This is a genomic window from Novipirellula caenicola (assembly GCF_039545035.1).
GTDB classification, from domain to species: Bacteria; Planctomycetota; Planctomycetia; order Pirellulales; family Pirellulaceae; genus Novipirellula; species Novipirellula caenicola.
In genome coordinates, this window is the sequence record NZ_BAABRO010000012.1 from 138,523 (window position 1) to 162,172 (window position 23,650).

The following is a 23,650-nucleotide window of genomic DNA, read 5'->3' on the forward strand; positions in this document are numbered from 1 at the left end:
GCTGTTAGCGATTCAAATACTGATCCAAAAACTCTTGCTGCGAATCGTCGCTGCCGATCACGATCATTTCCCCGTCCGCGGGCAGCGGCGTGTTGGGATCGGGATTGGCTTGGACTCCAGCGTCGGTGCGAATGGCGATGACACTGCAACCGGTCTTTTGGCGGATCGCAGCTTCGGTCAACGTCTTGCCAGCCAGCGACAAGGGGATCTTTACTTTAAACACGTCCAGCCCCTCGGCCAGCAGCAGCACGTCGCTGCGACGAAGTAGATTAAAGATCGCGTTCGCTCCCATCGATGCTTCGGAGATCACGAAATCGGCTCCGGCGCGGTGTAGGGTGTGAACATTGCGTTCGAGCGTCGCTCGGCTGATGATCTGAATGTCGGCGCGAAGCCGCCGGCAATAGAGCGTCAAGTAGACGTTCAACGCGTCGTCATGTGTGGTAATCACGACGGCAGACGACTCCATGATTCCGGCTTGCTTGATGATTTCTAAATCGGCGGCGTCGCCAACGATCAGTTTGCCGTCCTCTGCCTTTTGTTTGGCATTTTTTTCGACGATGCGATAGTCGATCGACTGCCGAGCAAGTTCACGCGCGGTCGCCGATCCGACTCGGCCAAAACCGAGAATCACAATCGGCACCTCGCTGGTGCGATAGATACAGAACAGCGCGTCGTATTCATCGAGTTGTTCGCGTGTTCCCGCCAGCACCAAAACGGTGTTATCGGTAATCAGTGTCTCAGGCCCGGCGTTCTGATACCGGCCTCGTTCCCAAACGCCCGAAACGGTAAGGTTGACGTGATCCCGCAATCGAATTTCTCGGAGTGTTCTGCCGACAAGCGGTGTGCCTGCGGCGCTCGCCTCGGCAATCAACAACTCATCAAATTGCCCGATGACATGTGTCTTGGCATCGCGACCGATCACACGCCGGGCCAACGTTCGCCCCATCATCTCGGCCAACTCCAGGACTCGGGTGCAACCCGCTAGTTCGAGGACGTCGACTGACGCGACATCGGCTGCGGTGGCAACAATCGGGACGTTTTCGGCGACTTCACGCGCGGTGAAGGCGACGTTGGTGTTGATGACATCGGTACCCACCGTCGCGACCAACGCGGCCTTGTCGGTACGCAACCGCCGATAGGTCTCGGGATCGTCTAATTCGCCCACCACGACTTGGATGTCCAGATCATGAAGCCGCAGCGCTTCATCGACTTCCGGGACCAACACGACGTAGGGGTATTGGTACTGTGTCAATTGTTTAATCAAAGCAGCGTCGACGGGGCCGTAGTGAGTCAAGATCACGTGCCCTTCGGTGTTTGCCGGTAACTCGCGAGGAGCACGCGCAGCCTCCTGGGCTTGGATCCATGGCGCATAGAAGAATTGGATGAAGGTAAAGGGCAGCAGGATCAGCATGAACATCGTTCCGCTCATCAAAACCAGCATCGAAAACAGTCGGCCAAGGTCGGTGTGAAACGTGATGTCGCCGAAGCCCAACGTCGACATCACCGTGAGCGTCCAATAGATGCCGGTAATCCACGTGTGGTGATGTCCCTCCCACAGCATCAGGTAATGAAAGATGACACTGTAGACGAGTATCATCGCAACCAAAAAAAGGAAGAATTGAGCGAGCACCCGCAAGTTGCGGCGGCTGGCGCGGTCTCGCATAAAATGCAGGTACAGCGTTGTAAAGGACTTCATTGCGTCTCCTCAGGCATGTCCCGCATTCTAGCCGCGATTCCGACCGCTGTGGCGAAACTTCAATGGGTAGGGCCCGTTCCCTGCGGCCGATTCGATGCGATCGCAACGCCGGCCGTCCCCAAAAATATCGGCCGCGATTGGTTCGCAGAAACCTGGGCCAACGCTGGACCGCTAAAACGATGGGCTTGTTGTGATTTTTGGTTGCGCAGGCTTTCTGCCACCTCTCCACCAACTTCGTTGGGGGAGAGGTAACTGCACGATCAGCCGGAAGAGAAAGTCAGCTCCAAAATCCGACGTCCATACCAACTTTTTAACGGATTAGGCTAACGCCCAAGCCGCCGATTGGTGATCCCCTTTTAGGGAACGCAAATGTGTAGCATGTACTCGTAGCTACCTTCGCCAGAAGGTGGTGATTCGAAATGGCAGGCAATCATCCACGCTCTGGCGAGCGTAGCTACGGATCGCAAATGTGTAGCATCTACTCGTAGCTACCTTCGCCAGAAGGTGGTGATTCGAATCGGCAGGCAATCATCCACGCTCTGGCGAGCGCAGCTACGGATTGCAACGCAACCCCCCCGGGCGTCACTGCATGCGCAGTCGTTGTGTATAGGCTTCCAGCAACGATAATCAGCGGGTAGCATCCGGGGATGAAAGAAAATCATTGGCGTACATACAAGACGATCTCGCTAGCGGCGTTGGCCTTCGCTGCGATGTTACCTGTTTGCGGCGTTTCGTTTGCAGCGGAATCGATTCCCGAGGACATACAATACATTGTTCTGGAGGGTGGTGGACCTGACCAGGGGCCTGGTCGAGATGTCGCCGCCAATTTTCGCTCGGTCGCTCGTCGATTCGGCGCCATGCCCGCCTCCTCGCGTCGCATGGTGGCCTATGGTGTGCAACAACTTCGCATTCTGTCGCGTTCTCCCGAGGTCGTCCGGCGTGATGTCGAGCAGGCACTGGATCTCGCCGAACGCACCGGCGTCCCCGTTTTTTTGCATGTCGATTCCTGCTACGGTTGGGGCGCCGAGGACACGACCAATCCAGAGGACGCTCCGCCAACACGTTTTTGGCAACACCCCGAGATGCGAGAGTGGGATCGTTTTCCCGATGCGGAAAAACTGCCCGAACGCGTTCCGCGGCCCTGGTTCAACTGGGGGCCATGGTGTTCTCCCGCCCCGGCAATCCCCGCCTTTGGATCACCAGCGTTGACCGCCTTTGCCTCGTCGCAGCTCGACAAGGGAGTGCTAACGCCCTTGGTCACACGGCTTCAGCAGTGGCGGAATCGTGATCGGGAACATCTGTTTGCCGGAATCAATATCGGCTGGGAAGTCCACGTGCCTGACTTTGGCGATCCGACCCTGCTTCGCTTGATCAATCGCGAAAACGGCGTCGTGCGAGCCGAGGCTCCGCGATCAGCCCGAGGCATCGAGATGGACCGCTCGTTCATTGGCAAGCAGCTGGGTTACGCCTCTTTGCACTGGCGTGGTTGGAACGAAGCACGGTTGTTGCAGGCAGCTAAACAGGAAGGCATTTCGCGTGACGCAAAGTTTCGCCAACTGTGTTACGAGTCGATTCACGATTACATGGAAACGCTGGCCAAAGCCTGTCACGACCGCGGCATCCCATCGGATCACGTCTACACACACATTGTTGCACTTGCGACCGTTAAACCGGCCAACACCACGCGTCCGCCGATCTGGACTGCGGTCAATCGCTACTCGACCGCCGGGTTCACGATGGACAATCGCGGCGGAGCACGTTTCGACTTGCACGAACTTGTCAAGCAAATCCGCGAGGCGAGTGGTGAAGAAGACGTGCGCTTCGGAATGGTCGAATCCTACTTTCGTCTCGGCGATCAGATCTACGTTGACGATCCCGAACAATGCCGCCAGGAACTGGAGTCCATGTTCGCAGCGGGGGCAACCATCCAGGCTTTCTATGGTGGTTTCCCACTGGCCAACCGAACCCCCGAAGCCGCAATCTCAGCGATTCAAGCGTGGCTTGATGCGGAGTAAATCCTCCTTGATCTGAATCGGGGGGACTGCAAACACGCAAGTATTGGCGTCGAATATTGCGAGTGAATCAGTTCAACGCTGTCACCTCTGCACCGACGAAGAAGTCTGATGATTTACTGGCATTGATGACAAGCCGGAGGCCGACACACTCTCGGTCAGTGTGTCGGCCTCTGGCATTACGGCGACGGGTCGCCCCTAAACCGTTGGCTCACGCCAACGGCAGGTCATGTTTCGGTCTCCGGCCTATTCGCTTGCTGCCTTGGTGAAGCGGCAGCAGAAAGATTGCGACTCCAATCATCGCGTCCTGCGAAAATTTTTGCAGTTCAACCTGTCCCCCCTAGATGCAACCCATTGCACTCCACGCGGCGGCTTGCGGATGAGCTAGAACGACAGTTCGCCGTCCCTGTCGTTGCAATCGCAGTGTCCAGGGGGGACACATCTCGCTCGTCGGCAGGTGAGTATTCGCCGGTCGCCCACCTGAAACGCAGGGTTTGCCGCTTTGGTGTGGACGTTGGCGAAAAATCGAAAGGCCGGTTTTTACTCCGCAGGACAAGGTTGCGAAGAACTGCCCCCCATAGCCGCAGTAAGCCCGACTTTCACGAGCCAAATCACTTAATCAACTTGTTGATTTCTTGTATAGATTTAGACTGTGTGGACAAACCGGTGCCCGGTCGCTACGGGCCATTTTGCAAGTAAGGCGGCAAATCAAGAGGTTGTTTTTCTATGCGGTCGCCCTGTTGCACCCCACGATGGACCTGCGTTCTGTTGACCTTGGCCTTCATCACATGGGGGCTGTTTCGCGTTGTCACGATCGATGGTGGTCTGAAGGTTGCAGCAGCTGCCGAATCAAAAACAACCGCTGCCGGCCCTGAAAGCGACGGTGGTCGTGTCTCCGAATCGACGCTGCCGAGCGCTGCGTCGTTGAGCGAACTCAAAACATTGGGGGCCGAGAAATCCGCCTACCTCGAACCGTCGCACATCGCGGTCGATCAGCCTCTGAAGCGAGATGCCGCCATCTTTGATCAAAAGATCAAACCGATTCTGAATCAGGCATGCACCGATTGTCATGGCCCTTACGGCGCCGAAGCGAACTTTGACATCACCGCGATCGATCCCGACATGGTCAACGGTGGCGATGCCGAGTGGTGGGAAGAGGTCTTGGCGGCGCTCAACAACGGCGAGATGCCGCCTCCTGACGAAATGGAGATGGAGGATCAGGATCGTGCAACGGTCGTAGAGTGGCTGAGCAACGAGATTCACTATGCCTCCATCGCACGTCGCGCACGCGAGTCCAATACGTCGTTCCGTCGATTGACGAAGTATGAATACAACTACGCGTTACAAGACCTGCTTGGCCAACCCTGGGACTTCGCCAAAGACCTTCCACCCGAGTCGGTGTCAGAGGACGGCTTTCAAAATAGTTCGGACTCGCTGCATCTCTCGGTTTCCCAATTCGAAACGTATCGGCAACTTGCACGACGTGCACTGGATCGCGTGACCGTACGAGGCCCGCATCCAGACCTCGTTCGCTGGCATCACCGTATGTCGGATGCGGCGGCGATCGAAGAACGAATGTATCAAGCGAAGATCAAAAGGCTTGAGAAACGTTTCGCTGACGACACCGAAAAACGCGAAAAACAAATCAGCACGACTACGCGGCTGTATCGGAATCCAGGCGACGGGCCTTACTATCTGAACGTCGCAACCGGAGAAAAGGCCCGCGCGAAATGGGAATACAATGGAGCTCAGTATGCGATTGAGCCTGTTGCCCCCGCCGAAACGGCTTCCCCAAAAGCCACCAACGTCGAGCCCACTCATGTCGCGGTGCTCCCAGCGGGTAGAAATTCGAATCTGACAATCGAACTGGGCAATCAAATTCCCGATGAAGGCTTGCTGCGTGTGCGTGTCCGCGCATCACGTGGCCCCGACCAAAAACGAATCCCGAGCATGCAGTTGGTGTTCGGCTGGCGCGCGACCAACGAGGGCCGCGCCGACGTGCGAGTCAGCCAACAAGATACAGAGGTAACGGCCGCAGCCGGATCGACCGAAACGTATGAATGGTTGATTCCACTTGGCGAAATCGACCCGCGAAACGCCGAACGCAAAACGTCGACGATGGGGCAATATCCCAGCCCATCGGAATACATTCGGCTGGTCAATAGTTCCGTTCCCAAAGGCCGTGACAAACCCGCCGATATCGTGATCGAGTCGGTCGAGGTCGTCGCGCCGATTTACCACGAGTGGCCGCCAAAATCACACCAACAGATTTTTGTTGGCAATCGAAACAACGAGGGTCTGTCACGCCAGCAAGAAGTCGCTTATGCACGCGAGATCCTGACTGGCTTCATGCCCCGTGCATGGCGATCGCCGGTCGATTCCGCTGCGGTCGAAAAGAAAGTCGCTCTCTTCGAAGCGGTGCGTGACGGCTGTGATGACTTTCAGGATGCGATGCTCGAAGTGCTTGCCACCGTACTGACTTCTCCAAAGTTCCTGTACGTTGCTCCCGAGCCAATCACGCCGGCGGAAGATTTCGTTGATGGCGAACCGGTGACAAAAGCCTCACCGGCGAATCGGCGATTGTCCGACGGCGACCTCGCCACGCGGCTGTCGTTATTCCTATGGTGCAGTGTGCCGGACGAGCGATTGGTGGAATTGGCCGCCTCGGGGACTCTACATCAGCCAGAGGTGCTGCGTGCAGAGGTCGACCGGATGCTTGCCGATCCTCGTCATGAACGTTTCGTCCAGCATTTTGTAGGGCAGTGGCTTGGTATGCGAGCGTTATCCTACTTGGCGGTCGACAAGAGCTTCACCGAATTCGATCCGTCGTTGAAAGAGGCGATGCAACAAGAGCCTCGTGCGTTTTTCGCAGAGTTGCTGCGGACCAACGCCAGCGTGCTAGATATCATTCACGCCGACTACGCCACGGTGAACGAGCGATTGGCGGTCCACTACGGAATCGCGGGTGTCGAAGGCAACCAGTTTCAACGGGTCTCGTTAAGCGACGAAGCGTCGCGGGGCGGAATCTTGACGCAAGCGGGCTTGTTGGCAATGAACTCCGACGGAGAGCACTCGCATCCGCTGAAGCGAGGCGTCTGGATACTGAACTGTTTGCTGAACGATCCGCCGCCACCACCACCGGCAGCGGTTCCCGAGATCGATTTGGCAGACCCCGAGATTGCCAAGCTGACCTTGAAACAACGTATCGAAGACCATCGCAATCAAGCGGCCTGTATGTCTTGCCATAAAAAGATTGACCCGTGGGGGATCGCCTTCGAAAACTACGACGCCATCGGACAGTGGAGAGACGAGGTCAATGGAACACCGGTCGACGCCAGTTCCGCGTTGTACAACGATCAGGTCCTGGACGGCATCGATGGTCTGAAACGCTATTTGCTGACCAGTCGCCAAGATCAATTCGTTCGCGCGATGGTTGAAAAGCTCGCCATCTTTGCCTTGGGTCGACCATTGGCCTTCAGCGACAACGCGGCGGTTGACGAGGTAACACGTACGGTGCGGCAAAAGGGCGATGGACTGAAAACCCTGGTGCACTGCCTTGTGACCAGCGACCTGTTTCTAGCCCCGTGACGCTGGCCGTCTGACGCTTGCTTCCCGACGCGCACCTTTGTCGTGTGCGACTGACTCGTTTTTACCGATACACACTCCACCACTCGATTTGAAACCGCATTCTGCGAACGCCTTGTCCCCGCAGTAGGAACGACACTATGAAATTGAATCTGGATTCATTGGACCGCCGGCGTTTTCTGCGTGGAGCCGGGGTCGCGCTCGCCTTGCCCGTTTTCGGCTCTGCGGTGAACCTGAGTGCTGGCACCGCGTCCGAGGCTCTGGCAGCCACTGGGCAGTCCGGGACAAACGGAGATTCGCCACGGAAGGTGAAGCGATTAGGCTGTTTTTACTTTCCCGATGGTGTCCCCATGCCATTGCCCGAGGACCCTGCCTATCAAGATTGGTCATGGTTTCCCCACGGCAACGGCACCGATTTCACCTACACCAAGTGCATGGAGGTGTTTCAGCCGCTGAGAGATCACGTCACCGTGTTGTCGGGGTTTTCCCATCCCGCGGTGCGTCAAGTTCACGGTCACTCCAACGCCGACCAATTCTTGACGGCGGCCGCCACCGGATCGGATGGCCCCTATAAAAATTCGATCTCGCTTGACCAAGTTTACGCAAACCACATTGGTGATCAGACGCGGTTCTCGTCTTTGGTGTTGTCGACCGACGGGGGCACCGGAACGCCGCGTGGCACGCATACGATTTCGTTCAGTCGTACCGGGCGAGCGATTCCAGCGGAGCACCGGCCCAAGCGGGTCTTTGACATGCTATTTGTCAAACGCGATGCCGATGCCGCTCGACGCTTGGCGTTAAGCAAAAGTGCGTTGGATGAATTGTTAGCCGACGCCAAAACACTGCGTCGTGACTTGGCAAGCGATGACCGCGAGCGGTTGGACGAGTATCTCGATTCGGTCCGGCAAGCCGAGCAACGCGTTGAAAAAGCCAAACGCTGGGTCAACACGCCGTTGCCAACCGTCGAATCAGGCGGCCTCGACCTGGACGTGTCACCCGAGGATCCGCAACGTTATGTTCAGACGATGTTCGAGCTGGTCTACCTCGCATTCCGCACCGATTCGACGCGGGTCGCGACTTACCAGATCGGTCGCGAAAATGCATTTGGAATCAGTGACCGCTTGGCTCGCGCCGTCGGGTTCAATTTGGCGCACGCGCTGTCGCACGAAACCAAACAGCCTGGCGGTTGGGAGAGGTTTTCGACCTATTGCGGATTCCTCAACCGCGAATTCTATCGATTCGCATCTCGGCTTCACGACACCCCCGAACCCGCCGGCGAAGGGACGATGCTCGACAACACCCTGCTGCTGTTCGGATCCGCGTCCAGCGCGTTCCACCTATCACAAAACTATCCGATCATTTTGGCCGGTGGAAAGGCGATGGGTTTCAAACACGGACAATTCGTGAACCATGCCGGTTCTAGCGCGGTCGGCGGTTTGTTCGACGGGGTGCCCGAACCGTGGATGCGAGAACCGGCCAAGGACGACCAACCGCTGACGAAGGTATTTGTCACGATGTTACAGCAGCTGGGCCTCGAGGCCGAAAGCTTTGCCGGACAGACCGGTGGACTGTCGGAATTGGTCTAACGAAGGCAGGCTTCAGGCTTCAGTTAGCAATGACTCGTCTGACCTCCAGGATGTCTAACGCGTGCATCGCGATATGTCTTGCTCAATCTGAGAAATCCTGTCGCAAGCGATAGCGATGCTTGCCCTCCATCACAAACACGATATCGGTTCCAATTACGGAGCCACGAACGCCCCCATCTTCGGGATTCATTACTGCAAGAGCTTCAAAACCCTCTTCAGGAACGACATTGAATTCACCGTCGCAGGGCACGGCTTGGACAAATGCAGGACTAAGTCTGAATCCGTCCGATTCTACCTCGCCAACAGATTGACCATCGCCTTGCCCATCGCTTCGCCGACGTTCATATAGGTCTCAGCATTGCCGCCGTAATGGCTGTTGGAGCTGCCACCCATGCTCAGTGGATGGGTGTAGACACTCGCAACGCTGCCTTCGAACTCCGGGTACTTGCTGCTGGCGACGGAAAGCTGGGCGTCGAGGATGAGTCGTTCGTTGCCTTCGGCGTCCCTTTCGGTTTGGCCCAGCGTGGCACAGACAAACTTTGCGTTGGGCGAATCAAAATCCTTCCGCAGCTGTTTGATCAGTCGTACAAGATTCTGCTCGTACCGGCTGGCATGGGCGGTGTTGTAACGATCCTTGTCGCCCTGCCAAAAGAAGAACCCCGCGACCTCGTAGCGTTTTGCTCCCGGGTAAACCTTGTCGAGATCGGCTAACACCTTCTTCGCATTGGCGATGTCGCCGTCGTATTGCATACCAGCGTACCAACTGATCGGCTGCGGCTCGGTACCTTTCTCCCATTTGGCGGGCGAGTCCTTATAGCCAGCATAGACGAACGTCTTTGTTTCGCCGGTTTTCTTATCCGTCTCGTCAACCTCGTAACGCTCGCTGCCGGGCGGCAGCAAGTCCCAGCCGAGGCTGCGGTTGCCGATGCAACTTTTCAGGATCAGCACAGGGGCGTCGGTGGCGTTCCCGACATAATGTCCGATACCATGCTCGGGACCAATCTTACCACCTTCAATGGTCATCCAATCGTTGTTGAATTGCCGCATCGCCCCGGTGCCGCTTCCCATCACACGCACGTATCGAACATCCTTGCGAACCGTCCAATTGCCTTCGTCGTCGACGAGGTAGGGATACTTTTGTTTCTCCTGCACCGCATAGGTTAACGAGCCTTCCTTGTCACCCGTGACCTTGCCAGCTCCCAACATATTGGATTGCCCCAGCAGAATGTAGACTTGCACAGGCTTGGACATGTCGGCCGGCTTGCCATCAGGATCCGGTAACGGAGCGGCAACCTCGGCGGCGAAGCCAGGGACGGCGAGCATCGTCATCACAACGGCGGTACTAGCCAGCAACAAACGAGCTGGAAGACGGAAGTTCATGAAAGGCCCCTTTAGAGTTGATCATGCAAATGGACAGCAAAGCCGGACGACGTCGTCAAAACGTTCGCTCCGTCATGTACTCCTCGCGAAACATTTTAGTGTAGCGGAAGTCGAGAAGACTTTCGTCCCAACACGCATGTCCCCAAAACTCTTGGCGAGTTTCGCTACGAAATATGCCCACGTGTCAGCCGTTTGGGGCAACGCGGTGCAGCATCTCCTATTGCGTCCTTCGCAATCCCCTGCCGATTCCTGAGCCGCGGCGCGTAAGCGGCCGTGTCCCACGCGGTACCAAATCCGTAGCGCAAGCCGTCAACGGCTTTTTGATCTAATGAAGTTTACTACGGCAAGGGGCGATTGATGGACTTCCTAGTCCGTCAATCGCGTATTGGACGGACTAGGAAGTCCGTCCTACGACTAAATAAACGAGTCGAGAAGACTTTCGTTCCACGACGCACGCCTTCCCCGAAACTCTTGGCGAGTTTCGCTACGACATTAAAGCACCCTTGATCGCCTACGTGGCGAACAAGGGTGTTTCGTGAATCAGGTCGTCTCAAGCAGGCTTGATTTTGTATCACACCTGGGCGCTAAAGTGGTCGCGTTGCAATCGCTTGCTTACTCAACCGGCACCAACTCTTCCTCGGGCGTGGTTTGGTCACCATGTTCGTCCAAGTAGGCACTCAGTTCATCCTGGTCCGCGGTCGGACCTGTGTTGCCAGCGCCACATCCCATCATTGGGACCATCAAAAACAAAGCTGCAGAGAAAGCTGCCAATCGGTTCATCGAAAACACCTAGACTTAATAATGGAGTTTACAAAAACAACAGCTTTCGCTTCATCACGATCGAAACGGAAGCTCGCGAAAAATCAAACGATCGACTAAAGTTCTTCGTCGATGACTTCCTTGGAAGCACGCGTACCCAATGCTCCCCAAAAACCATAAGGGCTTGGCGCGCCGGGAACGGATTGCGGGTCGTCGTGGTTGGCTTGGTTTCCAACCTGACCACGCTCCAAATTGCCTGTGTCAATTGAATCGGTAATGAACTTGACCGCGCCATCGGCCATCAACACATGGCACCCGCCTTGGTGTCGGCTGCCTGGCGGGACGATGCCTTGCGATTCGTGATTTGATCCCATGCATATTTCACCGTTCGGCGGCAAGATCGTGGTCATTTGGGTATACAGCGGACGAGAAAATGCCCACTTGTAACCTCGGCGTTCTTCGCCACCACCAGTCAACGTTGCACCACTGACCCAGAATTGAGGTCGCTGGGGATCACGCATTGCATCGCAGGTGCGATTGTTTCCCATGCGAACGATCGGGGTCGAACCACTGTTGCCCGCATGCGTGCGAACATCGCGGTCACCCAAATCGGTAACAATCTCGCCCGCACAGATGGTGTTGGCCAAGCCGTCCAGGATGTCGCGAAATTTCATCGCCTGTCGATGGACAAACACACCTCGCTGGGCCGCTCGAACGCGTTGGGCATATTGTGGATTCCCATCGCTATCGACAGGCCCATCGGCCCCCATGTCGATAGAGTCGCCGGAACAAACGGCGTAGTTCGTGCGTCCTTGAGCCGGCAGCCCAACACCAGGATCGCTTGGGCAACGGTACGATGCAATGTTGGTCAACCACGGCTCATAACGTCCGTTGTTGTTGTGGTGCGACAACGATCGGTGCGGGCTTGGCCCCATCGACTGGACATCGACCGTTCCATCACTGTTCAAATCTCGGGGAGTGGAAATCTGCTCCCACAACGCTTGTTGCTCGATAAACGGCGTCAAACCGACCAAGCAACTCAGGTCGCGTCGCGTGTTGCCACGCATGTTGAATCCGTCATACGCCGCATTGGAAATATTGTCAGTTCCGCCACCGTGAATCGGCAGCTGTTTATAGGCGGAATGGTAATTGTGTAATCCCAAGCCGATTTGCTTGAAATTGTTGCTGCAACTCATCCGTCGCGCAGCCTCGCGAGCCGCTTGAACTGCTGGCAACAACAATCCCACGAGAACGCCGATGATTGCAATCACAACGAGAAGCTCAACCAGCGTGAAGCCTCTTCGATAACTAGTGCGATACATAAAGTACTCCTTGTACGCAGATGATAAGAATGAGAATTTTTGACGAGTTAGGAGGCATGCGTTAGCAGCGCAGCCTCAGCAAATCACCTCAGGGTGATTACCGACGAGCGTCCTGCGGGATTTTGGAACAGCCGCATCACAGGACTTTCCAGCAACGGCGCAACGGACTTACACCGCTGCCCCAATCGCACTCTCCCAAAACGAAAAAGAAATCTGTCGTGATCAACTGATTTGTGTTGATCCGTACACCGTTTCGTCGGTTTCTATAGACTATCAACACAGCGGAAGCAATTCTAACACAAGCGGTTGCATTCTGGCAACACTCCAGGGGTACCGTAATGCACCACCGGCGTTCTGCAAACACTAGACAATCGAGCGGAGCGATTGGAAATACAGAAACGTTGCGGTGCCTAGGCTGGCTGTGTCAGCGGAGTACAAAAATGGCGAATCTCCGTTTCACCCTGTTTTTCAAGGGATAAAGCGAACGAGACGAACAATCCTCCGCCCCCCCTTGACACGATCGACGTGCGTCATGTCATCAGACCTCGCTGTGACCGGTTGATTACCAGACGCTGCGTGCGAGCCAAGACGCGTCAAAACACCTCACTGGATTCGGTTGGACACTCGGTAATAAATCACTCAGCTCAGTCGCGGTTCAATGCCTCTGGACCTCGCCAGCAAGCAAATCCTCATCAACGATCATAGCCACGCGATGCGAACGCTCTCACCAAAAGCGAAACCGAATTCGCCTGTGCGGAGAACGCTTGCATTTCGCACGCGTGGAGTCGACCGGATCGCGCCGCCCAGTGTCGGACAATCCGAGACAGCAGCGTATCGAATCGCACCACGTGACCATCCGAACAGAAGAACGTTTTGACAACAACACCCGCAGTGAGAGTTCATCGAGCCCCCGCGAAACACGCTTCGGATGTCGTCGAAACGACGGCGGTAGGCCAATGCCGTTTACTTTGGGTAGCGGTGCGGCGAGGGGCCCGTCCGGTTGCAGCGAGTAAAACGTTCCATTTTCACCGGGCGGCTCGCGTCGCTCCGCAATCCAATCCGAATCGAGCCAGGATCGTTAGTGACGAATACCGAACCGGCGATCACCGAACCGATGCGTGTCGGAAGTGTCTAGGTCATCAATGAAAATCACATCGATCGATTCAAACTTGCTTGCCGAAATTGAGTTTTCGAATGCTGGACGCGGGCCCGGCGACTTCGATAACGACATCGTTGCGGTGCACCGTGGCTACGTGGACTCATTACCCGACGGAACCGCCGCGATCGTCGTCACCGCCGACCTGCAAGGCCGCGAGACGTTTGCGTCGGCTGCCGGACGGCCTCTGCGACTACTTGGCGAAGTCCTTCCGGGGATGCTGCAAACCGATGTCCTGCCGCACCTCGGCCTGCCACCGGGTGACATCGGTGTTTGGCTTGCGGGCGACTTCTACACCGTCCCAGCACTCGACAAACGCGGCGGCTCGGGCGACGTGCGCCCCGTATGGAACGCTTTCGCGGCCGCATTCGACTGGGTCGTGGGTGTCGCTGGAAACCACGACACATTTGAAAACGGGGCGAACCGGCCAAGATGGACTAGCCCCGTCCATTTTCTCGATAACGACCAAGTCACGATTGGCGGCGTGACGATCGCCGGGTTGAGCGGAATCCCTGGCAACCCAAAACGCCGTTTGCGACGCACCGAAGACGACTATGCCGAGACGCTTCGTATGCTGTTGCGCGACGAACCGGCGATCACACTATTGCACGATGGTCCTGACGTTCCCAAGAGTGGCTTCCGAGGATTACCGCGTATCCGAGAAATCTTCGAGCGATCCGCTCATACGCTTGTTGTCCGAGGCCATTCCCATTGGCCGGAACCGCTCGCCGAACTCGCTTGCGGAACGCAAGTTCTTAATGTAGACGCGCGAGTCGTTATTCTGACAGAAAGCAGTCGTTCGCCTCGCCCCTCGTGAATCTTCCATGCCCATTGCCTGCATCGACGTCGGCTACACCGAGTCAGCATCGGGATGGCTACGCTTCGACAGTGGTGGACTAAGTAAAATCGGATCAATCACGGACGACGGTCGTGGATTGCTGGGAACGTCACATGGAGTGATCGAGACAATCTCGCAACGAACACGCAAAGATCGCGGAGCGATCAGCGACGTTGATGCTAAACTTAGTTGCGCTAAATTTAGTTGTAATGTGGATGTGTAATGGTGAAGGAGATTCAATGAATAGGCTGCGGTTCACTGGTTGTGTTGATTCGGATGCATTGGCTCGCAAAAATCGACGTGCCCTTGAGATTCGTCACGAGATCGCTGAATCGCTCGGTCGATCCGCACTCGAAGCAATCGATCAAGGCCAATACCTGACCGACCATGGCCTGGTCGATTGGTCGGCACAGATCAACGCGGCTGCAGCGGCGAAAATTTCGATACCACCCAATATGGTCCTTCCGACTGCGGCTGCACGACCTGATGGGGATGGAGATGCCGAGACGCAAGTGACCGTCGCTAACGAAACCACGCTGGCCGCCGCTCACGCCATGGTCGCAGAGGGACATCGTCCGTTGGCACTCAATTTTGCCAACGGCGTTGAACCAGGTGGTGGATTCTTGCGAGGTGCGACCGCGCAAGAGGAAACACTGTGCCGATCCAGTGCATTGTACGCCACGCTGTTTGGCGATCCGATGTACGACTTCCATCGTGACCATGATCCGGCCGCCTCGAGTGACTGGGCGATCTTGTCGCCCAATGTCCCCGTGTTCCGCGATGATGTGGGAGTTGAATGCGCCCCACCGTGGTCGCTAGACTTTCTAACCTGTGCCGCCCCCTACGCTCCCGCGATCGGCCGGATGGATGCCGAACCGATGCTCCGCAAACGGATTCATCGTGTTCTAGCGATCGCTCGTGCTTACCAGTACGAATCGCTTATCCTCGGCGCGTGGGGATGTGGAGCGTTTGCCAACGACCCGCTACAAACGGCGAAGGATTTTCGCGATGCACTGGAGGGTGATTTCGCCGGTGTTTTCCAGCGAATCGTATTCGCGATCACCGATTGGTCGGACCAGCGAAGGTTTCTGCGGCCATTCTGCGAAGTCTTTTCGGATCCGTGAGGAACGAACGCGACTCCGCCTCACCTTATTGCATCTCACGTGCAAAAGGGTTTGCCGGCAAACCATGACTCACACGTCGTCATCTGGCTTGACGGGTGGCAACGACTTCCATCAATCAACTCAATTCATCTTCGATGTCGTCTGGCTGGGCAACCGTGTCAGCGATCGAGCGGCGAAGGATCTCGCCATAACGTTTTCGCATACGGTGCAGTGACATCGCCACCGCTTCGGCACTCATTCCCAACTGTTTTCCAATCACATCACGAGGCAGCCCGCCGGCCAAGTATGGCGACAACGCATCGAACAGCGCCGTTTTCTCTGCCCTCTGTTAATCGGCCCGCTGTTCGCACACGACGTTGGTCAACAACGCGTCGACCCGACAGCGATCAAACAACAACTCCGGCGTGCAGGTGTCACTCAACGATTCCTGGTACTGCTGCTCGAAATCATCGGCATTGATCGTTAATGTTTTGACGTGCCCGCCGCGACGCTGAGTTGTCTTGTGACGCCAGTCATTGGCCATGAAGTTCTTCAGCGTGGCCAACAGAAACGCTCGGAAACGTCCTTTGTCCTGGTCATCCGCCACCAGCAAACGCTTTTCTAATAGGTGGGCAAAGAATCCTTGGATCAGGTCCACGCATCTTCTCGCTGGTGTCCGCGTCGTCGCGCGAACGCATACAGCGGGTACCAGTAGATGCTGCACAGATTGTCCAGTGCCTCGCGTGACTCTGGCAGGTCGTGATCCCCGGCGCGAAGCACCATGCTCCACTGAGTGCTTTCGAACACCGCGTGGGACGGGCAGGCGATTTTCGAGCAAGAGTTCATGGATGTTAGCAGCGTAAGACGAGTCGAGCCTTTATGGGCAGTTTACTCCGCTGGAAAACGAAGGCCAATTCACCGCGTCGACGAATCTTTGGCAATCTTCACAAAATCGTACAAAAAGCTTGTTACAGAATCGTGGGAACCGGTTTAAGCAAGTCGCGGAGGAGTTTTCTGACTCTGCCCCCAACTCCACTTTATCGGACCGATCCCATGAAACTCATCGAAAAACGCCCCCATCGCCGAAGCCGCCCCGGACGTCACAAGTATGAGCGTCCCCGTTCACGACGAGTCCTTCTAGAGTCACTCGAACCGCGCAACCTGCTGCCCACGATCACGGTCACCAGCCTGGACGACAATCTGATCGAGGACGGCAAGGTCACTCTTCGTGAAGCCTTACCCTGTCATTCAAACAGCTTTCGCTCCGCTAACCGAAGTAGATGGCATCCCGAGGACGTTGGTACGTGATCAGCAACGCCATCCGCTGACCGCAAGAGAAACATTGGTGCCAGGACTTGGCTGGCAAACCACCGGCAAACGATTTGATCACGGAAGCGTCGCAGCCAAAAGCATCAAACTTGGTTTGGCATCTCCGGCGAAATCGCACTTTAGACAGGCCGCGATGATTCGCCGCTGATCTGTCGGATGCAATTATCAATGTCCCAGTGATCTCGAACCGAGACGATACGACCGTCCTGGACCGTCGCCTGCGAAGCTCCCTTGACCTCAACCCAGCGACCTGTTGCGGCGATTCCCAAAAACTCGCCGACATGCTTTTTGCGGACGCACCAATACGCCGCAAACGCATTGCCCTGAGTGATCATGCTTTCCACTGTGAGGGTCAGTGGGTTGAACGCCGAAAGCACGTGAGAGACACGATGGCGAATGACGTCACGACCGTGGCGAACCTCGCCCTCCGAAAGAATCTCAACATCCTCGGACATCATCTCGTCAATGAGTGCTAGATTTCGATGATTGTAGACTCCGTCGAACCAGCGGCGGCAGAATGCGGTAAGATCGTCTTTAGGTTCGCTGCAAACGTACGCGGAAACTGGAAGCTCAATCACAGGGTCTCGCTGGTTGTATGTTTCGACCACGTCGCCGAGCGTTTGCATCAGGACCGGTCCTCCCTGCTCGAGTTTTCGGATCACTCGATCACTGTAGCCCGCAAGTTTGGCAGCGGCTTCCTGCGTTAGGCCCAGTCGCGTTCGTCGATCCTTCAATGCTTTCCCGTCTACGGGCAAACCGCGGTTGCTGCTAGATGCTTTGCTGTCCATGACCTTCATTAGTTCGAGTGACGTTTGCGAAATTCGAAGCAGGTAGGTGCCTTTCAGTAGTTTAGCCGTTTTGACCAACGCCATGAAGCATTTCGGAGCCGCGTTTTTGCCAGTGCAACACAAGCCGATGCGTCAGCGAGGGAATCTCGATCATGACTCGCTCTCTTGCTGACGCGTCGGGTTGGGATTGGTGATCACAACCATGACGTCGTCCCGGCCGCTCACGCGTCGCGGCTCAAGGGATGTTTGGCCTGAGCCGTATGCCGTAAGGCATCGGGTCTAGCTTGTAAGTTGCTGCTGAGGTTCAATGGAACCCGGCCGCTCACGCGTCGCGGCTCAACGGATGTTTGGCCTGCGCCGTATGCCGTAAGGCATCGGGGTTAGCTTGCACGTTGCTGTTGAGGTTCAATGGGACCCGGCCGCTCACGCGTCGCGGCTCAAGGGATGATAGGTCTGAGCCGTATGCCGTAAGGCATCGGGTCTAGCTTGTACGTTGCTGTTAGGATTCAATGGGACCCGGCCGCTCACGCGTCGCGGCTCAGGGAATGTTTGGTCTGAGCCGTATGCCGTAAGGCATCGGGTCTAGCTTGCACGTTGCTGTTGAGGTTCAATGGGACCCGACCGCTCACGCGTCGCGGCTCAGGGGATGTTTGGTCTGAGCCGTTTGCCGTAAGGCATCGGGTCTAGCTTGCACGTTGCTGTTGAGGTTCAAAGGGACCCGGCCGCTCACGCGTCGCGGCTCAGGGATGATTGGCCTGAGCCGTATGCCGTAAGGCATCGGGTCTAGCTTGCACGTTGCTGTTGAGGTTCAATGGGACCCGGCCGCTCACGCGTCGCGGCTCAGGGACGATTGGCCTGAGCCGTATGCCGTAAGGCATCGGGTCTAGCTTGCACGTTGCAGTTAGGGTTCACCGGGGACCCGACCGCTCACGCGCTTCGAGGTTGCGACTCTATCACACTCATAACGTCGTTCCTGCCGCGGCCAACTTCCTCGATTGCAGTTTCCCCTTCCGACGACTTGAACAACTCCGTTCACCGCCAGCCTGCCGCTCTTCGATCCCCTGCGGGGCCTCGTCATGCCGTTTCACGACAGCCTCTCGCGTTTCGGTGCCGTCAGTGCAGCGGTGGATGCTGCGGTCGCTTGGCAGCAATGTTTGCTTCTGCCGCCGAACCGAGGCACGCAAACACCGCGATTCGCCGAGTGCGACCGATTTTCAGCGGAGTAAAAGTGGCATTGTCTATCCCAAGTCAAACGTGCGAATGACGCGACTATCGAGCCCACGCCAACGTCGCGTCTCAAGTAAGTGACACAATGAAAGCAACGCTTCCCGAATGACGGACTTTCAAATATTCCCTGTTTTCGCTAACCTGCCCAACGAAGAGTTGGGAACCGGCGACGAATGCAGGCCCCAACGAGGAATTTGGAGGCAGGGTTCGCTTCCGATGGTCATTTTGGATTGACGCGAGACTGGAGCGCTGGAACGACGATGAAGAGTTGGTTGCCATGGTGTCTATCGAGCGTCGTGTTTTTGTTTCCGGGTTGTCGCTCTACCGAGAAACCCACCCCAAGCATTTCTCCAGCGTTGACATCTCCGGATGCCGCAAAGGCGAGATATCGACAAATCTCGTTTGTCGACAGTCCCGAACTGCGATCCGGAACGGGGGCAATGGATGAGGATGCCGACCTTGAATTCTCTGCGACCGGTTCAGGACTGAAGTATCGGATTCTACGCAAATCCGACGGCGTGAAACCGACCGCCGACGACACCGTGACCGTTCACTATCGTGGCTGGCTCAACAGTGGCAAAGTGTTTGACAGCTCCTACGAGCGAGGCAAACCAACCACCTTTCCGTTGCAAAATGTCATCGCAGGTTGGACCGAAGGCGTGCAGCTCGTTGGCGAAGGCGGCATGATCGAACTGTGGGTGCCATCGAAGCTCGGCTACGGCGAACGCGGTTCTCCAGGCTCCATTCCCGCTCACTCGAACCTTCACTTCATCGTCGAACTCGTCGACGTCGACTGATGCTGCATCACAGCCAAGTATGAGGGTTGGTGGTAGCGGAAGTCGCGGGCGACTTGTTGATTTAGTGTACGATGGACTTCCTAGTCCGTCGAATCCACCATTGACGGACTAGGAAGTCCATCCTACACCCTTTGCCGCAGGAAACTTCACTAAATCAACAAGCCGTCAAGACTTTCGTCGTGTTCACCCGCCGCCCCGAATCTCGTCAGCAACAGCGGATCGATTGAGCCGCGACGCATCAGTTTTGAAGTTGCTGTTTTTGTGCCGGAGGCACTTTCTGCAATAGCCTTAAACTTTAGTCCAAGGTAATCGGTTCTGAAATTGGCACCCCGTCGCGGAGCGACGTTCTGTGGCGAACGATCAGTCACAAAGTGACGACAGGCTGTAGCCACGGACGTGAGTCCGTGAAAGAGGACGCACCCCGGCGCACAAAGTCGCGAAGCGACGGCAGGTGTTGCGGCCACAGTGCAACGTACCTGAGTTGCAGCGAAACAGTTAAAAGATGAGAGATTAAAAAATGGAGATAACGCCGGAAATCCGTTCTGTCGAGAACCGTGTTGTCCGTCACATTTTTCTGTCGCATCAATTTTTCTGTCGCCCCATCGTCCGGGCCCACCGAATCGGACCGCAGATTCTCAGTCCATCCCGTTCGATTGTGCAAGCGCGCTAAGGCCATATGTAAGGACAGAAAGATTGGTGCGACAGAAAGATTCAAAAACCTGAACACTGAACTATCTATCCTGGTGCCAACCATCCATCCAGTGCTACCCGTCGCAACGCGCCGACAAGCTATAGCCACGGACGTGAGTCCGTGGAAGAGGACGCACCCCGGCGCACAAAGTCGCGAAGCGACGGCAGGTGTTGCGGCCATAGTGCAACGTACCTGAGTTGCAGCGAAACGGTTAAAAGATGAGAGATTAAAAAATGGAGACAACGCCGGAAATCGCGTTCTGTCTCGAACCGTGATGTCCGTCACATTTTTCTGTCGCACCAATATTCCTGTCGACCCATCGTCCGCGTGCACCGAATCGAACCGCAGATTCTCAGTCCATCCCGTTCGATTGTGCAAGCTCGCTAAGGCCACATGTAAGGACAGAAAGATTCAAAAACCTGAACACCGAACTATCTATCCTGATGCCAACCATCCAACCAGTGCTACCAGTCGCAACGCGACGACAGGCTATAGCCACGGACGTGAGCCCGTGGAAGAGGACGCCCCCGGCGCACAAAGTCGCGAAGCGACGGCAGGTGTTGCGGCCACAGTGCAACGTACCTGAGCTGCAGCGAAACGGTTAAAAGATGAGAGACAAAAAAATGGAGACAACGCCGGAAATCGTGTTCTGTCACGAACCGTGATGTCCGTCACATTTTTCTGTCGCATCAATTTTTCTGTCGCCCCATCGTCCGGGCACACCGAATCGAACCGCAGATTCTCAGTCCATCCCGTTCGATTGTGCAAGCGCGCTAAGGCCACATGTAAGGACAGAAAGATTGGTGCGACAGAAAGATTCAAAAACCTGAACACCGAACTATCTATCCTGGTGCCAACCATCCAACCAGTGCTACCAGTCGCAACGCGACGACATGAAACGTTTCTGCCGGATGCGTGTTCTGATTAGTGACACTATGTGATGGCTTGATTCAGCCTTTCGATGAGCCTTGATGCGGCTAATAGGATCGCTGTCGGCAGTTCATTCATTAGCTTCCGTTAAGTCGGCCGCCTCCTGTACTGCTTCGTCGGCGTCCTGCTTGTCGCCGGCGTCCAACTGGGGTGCTTCTTGGTTTGATTCAGCCTCCGGTTCATGACTGAGCTCAATCAGCAATGGGAAATGGTCCGAGCCTATGAACTCAAGCGTTCTCAACTCGGCGACTCGGAAGTCGTCGGAGTGAAACAGGTAGTCAAGTGGATAACGCAAATACCAAGAGGTCGCATCGTAGGTCGAATACATGCCGCGTCCCTTTCGAGGATCGAGCAAGCCACTGACCTCCTGAAACAAGTTAGTCGTTCGTGACCAGCCGACATCGTTCATGTCGCCCAGCACGATGGCGGATTTATCCTTCGCAACTTCGCGACCGACAAGCACCAATTCGGCATCGCGTTTCACGGTACTCTCGCCAGGTCTTGGTGGATTGGGGTGAACGGCAAACAACCGCAATACTTGCCTGTTTCGCAAACGCAGGGTGGCATCGATGGAAGGAATCTCGTGTTTCACCATTGACCGAACGCGACAGGAATCCACCTGCAAATTGCAGTAAAACGCAATTCCATAGCCATTCTCAAGAGGATGCTTTTTGGCGAAATCGAATTGTTCGTCAAGCGCCGCAAGCGAATCGAGCCACCGCGAGTTGACCTCGCAAAGCACCAGTACGTCTGGCTTTTCTCTTCGCACAATTTCCAAGACCGCCGCTGCGTTGTCGTTCTCTTGGAGGACGTTCATTGAAATAATTCGCAGTCGTGCCGCTGGATCTTGCTGCTGCGCCCACTGGACACTTTTTGGCGCGAACGGCATGTAGGGAAAGATCCAGTACCCTTGAATGGCGCAGGCTACCAGCAACCCCGCGGCCAGCCACTTTGTAGGACGATGTCGACGAACAAGCAGCATCACGGCAAGCGTCACAAGGTAAACGCAGAGAAGTTGGACCCGCGGATAATCGCCAACGCGGACCCACCACCAATTGACCGGAATCAGCGGCGCAACGGCAGTGACGATCAGTAGCCCACACCAAACACTCCACAGTATCCATTGCCAACTTCGTTCTTTGACACCGTCGTTGTTCATGGCTGTTCCGAGGTAATTGCGTAATCGGCGGTTACAAATTCGGCCCCAATATTGCGAACCGCTGATTTGCCTCGACAGGTCAGGTCGCTGATGAAGGCGAATTGATCACGAAGGTCAAATGGATACGCTTTGACTTTATAATGGGTGCCCCATGGCTCATCCGCTAACATCACCAAGACCGGTTCGCTGTATTCTAAATAGGCGCTCGTATGACTAAATCAACCGGCCGTTGACGACCTCCGCTACGGTTTTCAGACAGAGCCTAGGCCGTGGGGGCCTGCAAGGTCCGTGAGTCGTTGTGCGACGAACCTGCCACCGATCGTCTCATCCATCCCGCGATCCGGGACGGACATCGGTCAGTCGCAATCGATCTTAATGAACCAATTAGGCACATGTTGTGCCGTTGCCAATCCCCGTGGTCACAAGCCACGTGCAATTCAAGGTGTCAACCGTCCATGGTCGCTCGGCGAGCCCATCGCGAATTTATCGAGTGATTGCCACGGCGTGCTTGCCGATCACCCCCATAATGCGACCGTTAATAGCAAATTTGAATCGCTGCACTCGTCACGCATGTGCCCGCCACATTGACAAGCCAAATCGTCAGTGTTGTTCGCTCCCTTTTCAGGCTTTGCGCGTTACTTGGCCCCAAAGGAGACTCGGTCGATCAAAGTGGCAAGTTTGGTCGCTCGTTCTGCGATCAGCTTGGTCGTGAACGGATCATCGTCGGGTCACCATCTCAATTTACATCAAACGTAGTGGACGAAATAGCGAATCCCCAAGCTCACCGTCCACCGTAGGACTCGATGCCTCGTCCACTACCGGAAGTTTGATAGTCGTTGATTGCTCCGCAATCATCACGTCGAGTCCGCCTCAAGAGAATTTCGCGTTAGTCTTCCTAACTTCGCTGCCGCACCAAGGCCGGCGTTGGATCGTTAGGGCGGAACGACTGCGGTGGCGCGGACAAATTGGGTAACCCCATTTTTTGCTCACCCAATGATCACGGCTTCTCGGTCACAACCCTGCTGCCCGCTTCGGGTCGACGACGTGGACATAGCTCACTTGCACCAAGCGATCCGTATTCCTTGTAAGGGTCTCAGGTTCCTTTTGAGGACATCAGGAAATCGGGGGCCAAATCTCGATGGCTAAGACCGCCTGCTCATGAGCGGATTGCCCAGCTCAAGCGAATTGGACCGTTCAAGCAAACTGAACAGGTCACTCAACTTCGAATGTGCAAACACGCCCGAATGAGGGTATGAGATTTGCGTCACAAGGTATGCGTGCCCTTTATTGGG

At 55.9% G+C, this 23,650-nt stretch carries 16 protein-coding genes; 6 read left to right on the plus strand and 10 right to left on the minus strand.

The window, feature by feature from the left end; all coding sequences use genetic code 11:
• Positions 1-4: 4 nt before the first annotated feature.
• Complete coding sequence (locus ABEA92_RS20925; protein ID WP_345685840.1) at positions 5-1,696, minus strand: potassium channel family protein; 1,692 nt, start codon at positions 1,694-1,696, stop codon at positions 5-7.
• 647 nt (positions 1,697-2,343) lie between these two features.
• On the opposite strand from ABEA92_RS20925, the gene ABEA92_RS20930 reads away from it, so the two are divergent.
• From ABEA92_RS20930 to ABEA92_RS20940, 3 genes are all read left to right on the plus strand, one after another.
• Positions 2,344-3,711: a hypothetical protein gene (locus tag ABEA92_RS20930; protein ID WP_345685842.1), complete on the plus strand. Its 1,368-nt coding sequence runs from the start codon at positions 2,344-2,346 to the stop codon at positions 3,709-3,711.
• Positions 3,712-4,434: 723 nt separating this feature from the next.
• Positions 4,435-7,296 (plus strand): DUF1592 domain-containing protein, encoded by a 2,862-nt coding sequence (locus ABEA92_RS20935; protein ID WP_345685844.1) that lies wholly within the window; start codon positions 4,435-4,437, stop codon positions 7,294-7,296.
• 137 nt (positions 7,297-7,433) lie between these two features.
• Positions 7,434-8,879, plus strand: a complete 1,446-nt coding sequence (locus ABEA92_RS20940) for a DUF1552 domain-containing protein (RefSeq protein WP_345685846.1) — start codon at positions 7,434-7,436, stop codon at positions 8,877-8,879.
• A gap of 291 nt (positions 8,880-9,170) precedes the next feature.
• Here the strand turns inward: ABEA92_RS20940 and ABEA92_RS20945 are convergent, their stop codons facing one another.
• The 3 genes from ABEA92_RS20945 to ABEA92_RS20955 all read right to left on the minus strand — a co-directional run bounded on the left by ABEA92_RS20945 (position 9,171) and on the right by ABEA92_RS20955 (position 12,340).
• Positions 9,171-10,259 carry a sialate O-acetylesterase gene (locus ABEA92_RS20945; RefSeq protein WP_345685848.1) on the minus strand — a complete coding sequence of 363 codons (1,089 nt, stop codon included), beginning with the start codon at positions 10,257-10,259 and terminating at the stop codon, positions 9,171-9,173.
• 612 nt (positions 10,260-10,871) lie between these two features.
• Positions 10,872-11,039, minus strand: a complete 168-nt coding sequence (locus ABEA92_RS20950) for a hypothetical protein (RefSeq protein ID WP_345685850.1) — start codon at positions 11,037-11,039, stop codon at positions 10,872-10,874.
• A 95-nt stretch (positions 11,040-11,134) separates the two neighbouring features.
• A complete protein-coding gene (locus ABEA92_RS20955; protein WP_345685852.1) occupies positions 11,135-12,340 on the minus strand; it encodes a DUF1559 family PulG-like putative transporter in 1,206 nt (401 codons plus the stop codon).
• 1,142 nt (positions 12,341-13,482) lie between these two features.
• On the opposite strand from ABEA92_RS20955, the gene ABEA92_RS20960 reads away from it, so the two are divergent.
• Together ABEA92_RS20960 and ABEA92_RS20965 are read left to right on the plus strand one after the other, a co-directional pair.
• Entirely contained in the window at positions 13,483-14,313 is an 831-nt protein-coding gene (locus ABEA92_RS20960) for a metallophosphoesterase family protein (protein WP_345685854.1), read from the plus strand.
• A 260-nt stretch (positions 14,314-14,573) separates the two neighbouring features.
• Positions 14,574-15,458: a TIGR02452 family protein gene (locus ABEA92_RS20965; RefSeq protein WP_345685856.1), complete on the plus strand. Its 885-nt coding sequence runs from the start codon at positions 14,574-14,576 to the stop codon at positions 15,456-15,458.
• A gap of 115 nt (positions 15,459-15,573) precedes the next feature.
• Here the strand turns inward: ABEA92_RS20965 and ABEA92_RS20970 are convergent, their stop codons facing one another.
• From ABEA92_RS20970 to ABEA92_RS20985, 4 genes are all read right to left on the minus strand, one after another.
• On the minus strand, positions 15,574-15,753 hold the full coding sequence (locus ABEA92_RS20970) for a hypothetical protein (RefSeq protein WP_345685858.1): 180 nt from the start codon (positions 15,751-15,753) through the stop codon (positions 15,574-15,576).
• Positions 15,754-15,786: 33 nt separating this feature from the next.
• Complete coding sequence (locus ABEA92_RS20975; RefSeq protein ID WP_345685860.1) at positions 15,787-16,095, minus strand: hypothetical protein; 309 nt, start codon at positions 16,093-16,095, stop codon at positions 15,787-15,789.
• A complete protein-coding gene (locus ABEA92_RS20980) occupies positions 16,086-16,283 on the minus strand; it encodes a hypothetical protein (protein WP_345685862.1) in 198 nt (65 codons plus the stop codon). The genes ABEA92_RS20975 and ABEA92_RS20980 overlap by 10 nt, the downstream gene beginning before the upstream one ends.
• Before the next feature lie 602 nt (positions 16,284-16,885).
• The gene (locus ABEA92_RS20985) at positions 16,886-17,638 is read right to left on the minus strand and encodes an ester cyclase (protein ID WP_345685864.1); all 753 of its coding nucleotides are present in this window, start codon (positions 17,636-17,638) and stop codon (positions 16,886-16,888) included.
• A 1,403-nt stretch (positions 17,639-19,041) separates the two neighbouring features.
• On the opposite strand from ABEA92_RS20985, the gene ABEA92_RS20990 reads away from it, so the two are divergent.
• Positions 19,042-19,578 carry an FKBP-type peptidyl-prolyl cis-trans isomerase gene (locus tag ABEA92_RS20990; protein WP_345685866.1) on the plus strand — a complete coding sequence of 179 codons (537 nt, stop codon included), beginning with the start codon at positions 19,042-19,044 and terminating at the stop codon, positions 19,576-19,578.
• A 1,691-nt stretch (positions 19,579-21,269) separates the two neighbouring features.
• Here ABEA92_RS20990 and ABEA92_RS20995 read toward each other — a convergent pair.
• Together ABEA92_RS20995 and ABEA92_RS21000 are read right to left on the minus strand one after the other, a co-directional pair.
• A complete protein-coding gene (locus tag ABEA92_RS20995; RefSeq protein WP_345685868.1) occupies positions 21,270-22,358 on the minus strand; it encodes an endonuclease/exonuclease/phosphatase family protein in 1,089 nt (362 codons plus the stop codon).
• Positions 22,355-22,531 carry a hypothetical protein gene (locus ABEA92_RS21000; protein ID WP_345685870.1) on the minus strand — a complete coding sequence of 59 codons (177 nt, stop codon included), beginning with the start codon at positions 22,529-22,531 and terminating at the stop codon, positions 22,355-22,357. Before ABEA92_RS21000 ends, ABEA92_RS20995 begins: the two co-directional genes overlap by 4 nt.
• Positions 22,532-23,650: the final 1,119 nt, after the last annotated feature.

Excerpts from the sequence above, each read along its gene's own strand:
- ABEA92_RS20925 (WP_345685840.1), bottom strand. The coding sequence starts at position 1,696 with ATGAAGTCCTTTACAACGCTGTACCTGCATTTTATGCGAGACCGCGCC.
- ABEA92_RS20930 (WP_345685842.1), top strand. The coding sequence starts at position 2,344 with ATGAAAGAAAATCATTGGCGTACATACAAGACGATCTCGCTAGCGGCG.
- ABEA92_RS20935 (WP_345685844.1), top strand. The coding sequence starts at position 4,435 with ATGCGGTCGCCCTGTTGCACCCCACGATGGACCTGCGTTCTGTTGACC.
- ABEA92_RS20940 (WP_345685846.1), top strand. The coding sequence starts at position 7,434 with ATGAAATTGAATCTGGATTCATTGGACCGCCGGCGTTTTCTGCGTGGA.
- ABEA92_RS20945 (WP_345685848.1), bottom strand. The coding sequence starts at position 10,259 with ATGAACTTCCGTCTTCCAGCTCGTTTGTTGCTGGCTAGTACCGCCGTT.
- ABEA92_RS20950 (WP_345685850.1), bottom strand. The coding sequence starts at position 11,039 with ATGAACCGATTGGCAGCTTTCTCTGCAGCTTTGTTTTTGATGGTCCCA.
- ABEA92_RS20955 (WP_345685852.1), bottom strand. The coding sequence starts at position 12,340 with ATGTATCGCACTAGTTATCGAAGAGGCTTCACGCTGGTTGAGCTTCTC.
- ABEA92_RS20960 (WP_345685854.1), top strand. The coding sequence starts at position 13,483 with ATGAAAATCACATCGATCGATTCAAACTTGCTTGCCGAAATTGAGTTT.
- ABEA92_RS20965 (WP_345685856.1), top strand. The coding sequence starts at position 14,574 with ATGAATAGGCTGCGGTTCACTGGTTGTGTTGATTCGGATGCATTGGCT.
- ABEA92_RS20980 (WP_345685862.1), bottom strand. The coding sequence starts at position 16,283 with ATGAACTCTTGCTCGAAAATCGCCTGCCCGTCCCACGCGGTGTTCGAA.
- ABEA92_RS20985 (WP_345685864.1), bottom strand. The coding sequence starts at position 17,638 with ATGGCGTTGGTCAAAACGGCTAAACTACTGAAAGGCACCTACCTGCTT.
- ABEA92_RS20990 (WP_345685866.1), top strand. The coding sequence starts at position 19,042 with ATGAAGAGTTGGTTGCCATGGTGTCTATCGAGCGTCGTGTTTTTGTTT.
- ABEA92_RS20995 (WP_345685868.1), bottom strand. The coding sequence starts at position 22,358 with ATGAACAACGACGGTGTCAAAGAACGAAGTTGGCAATGGATACTGTGG.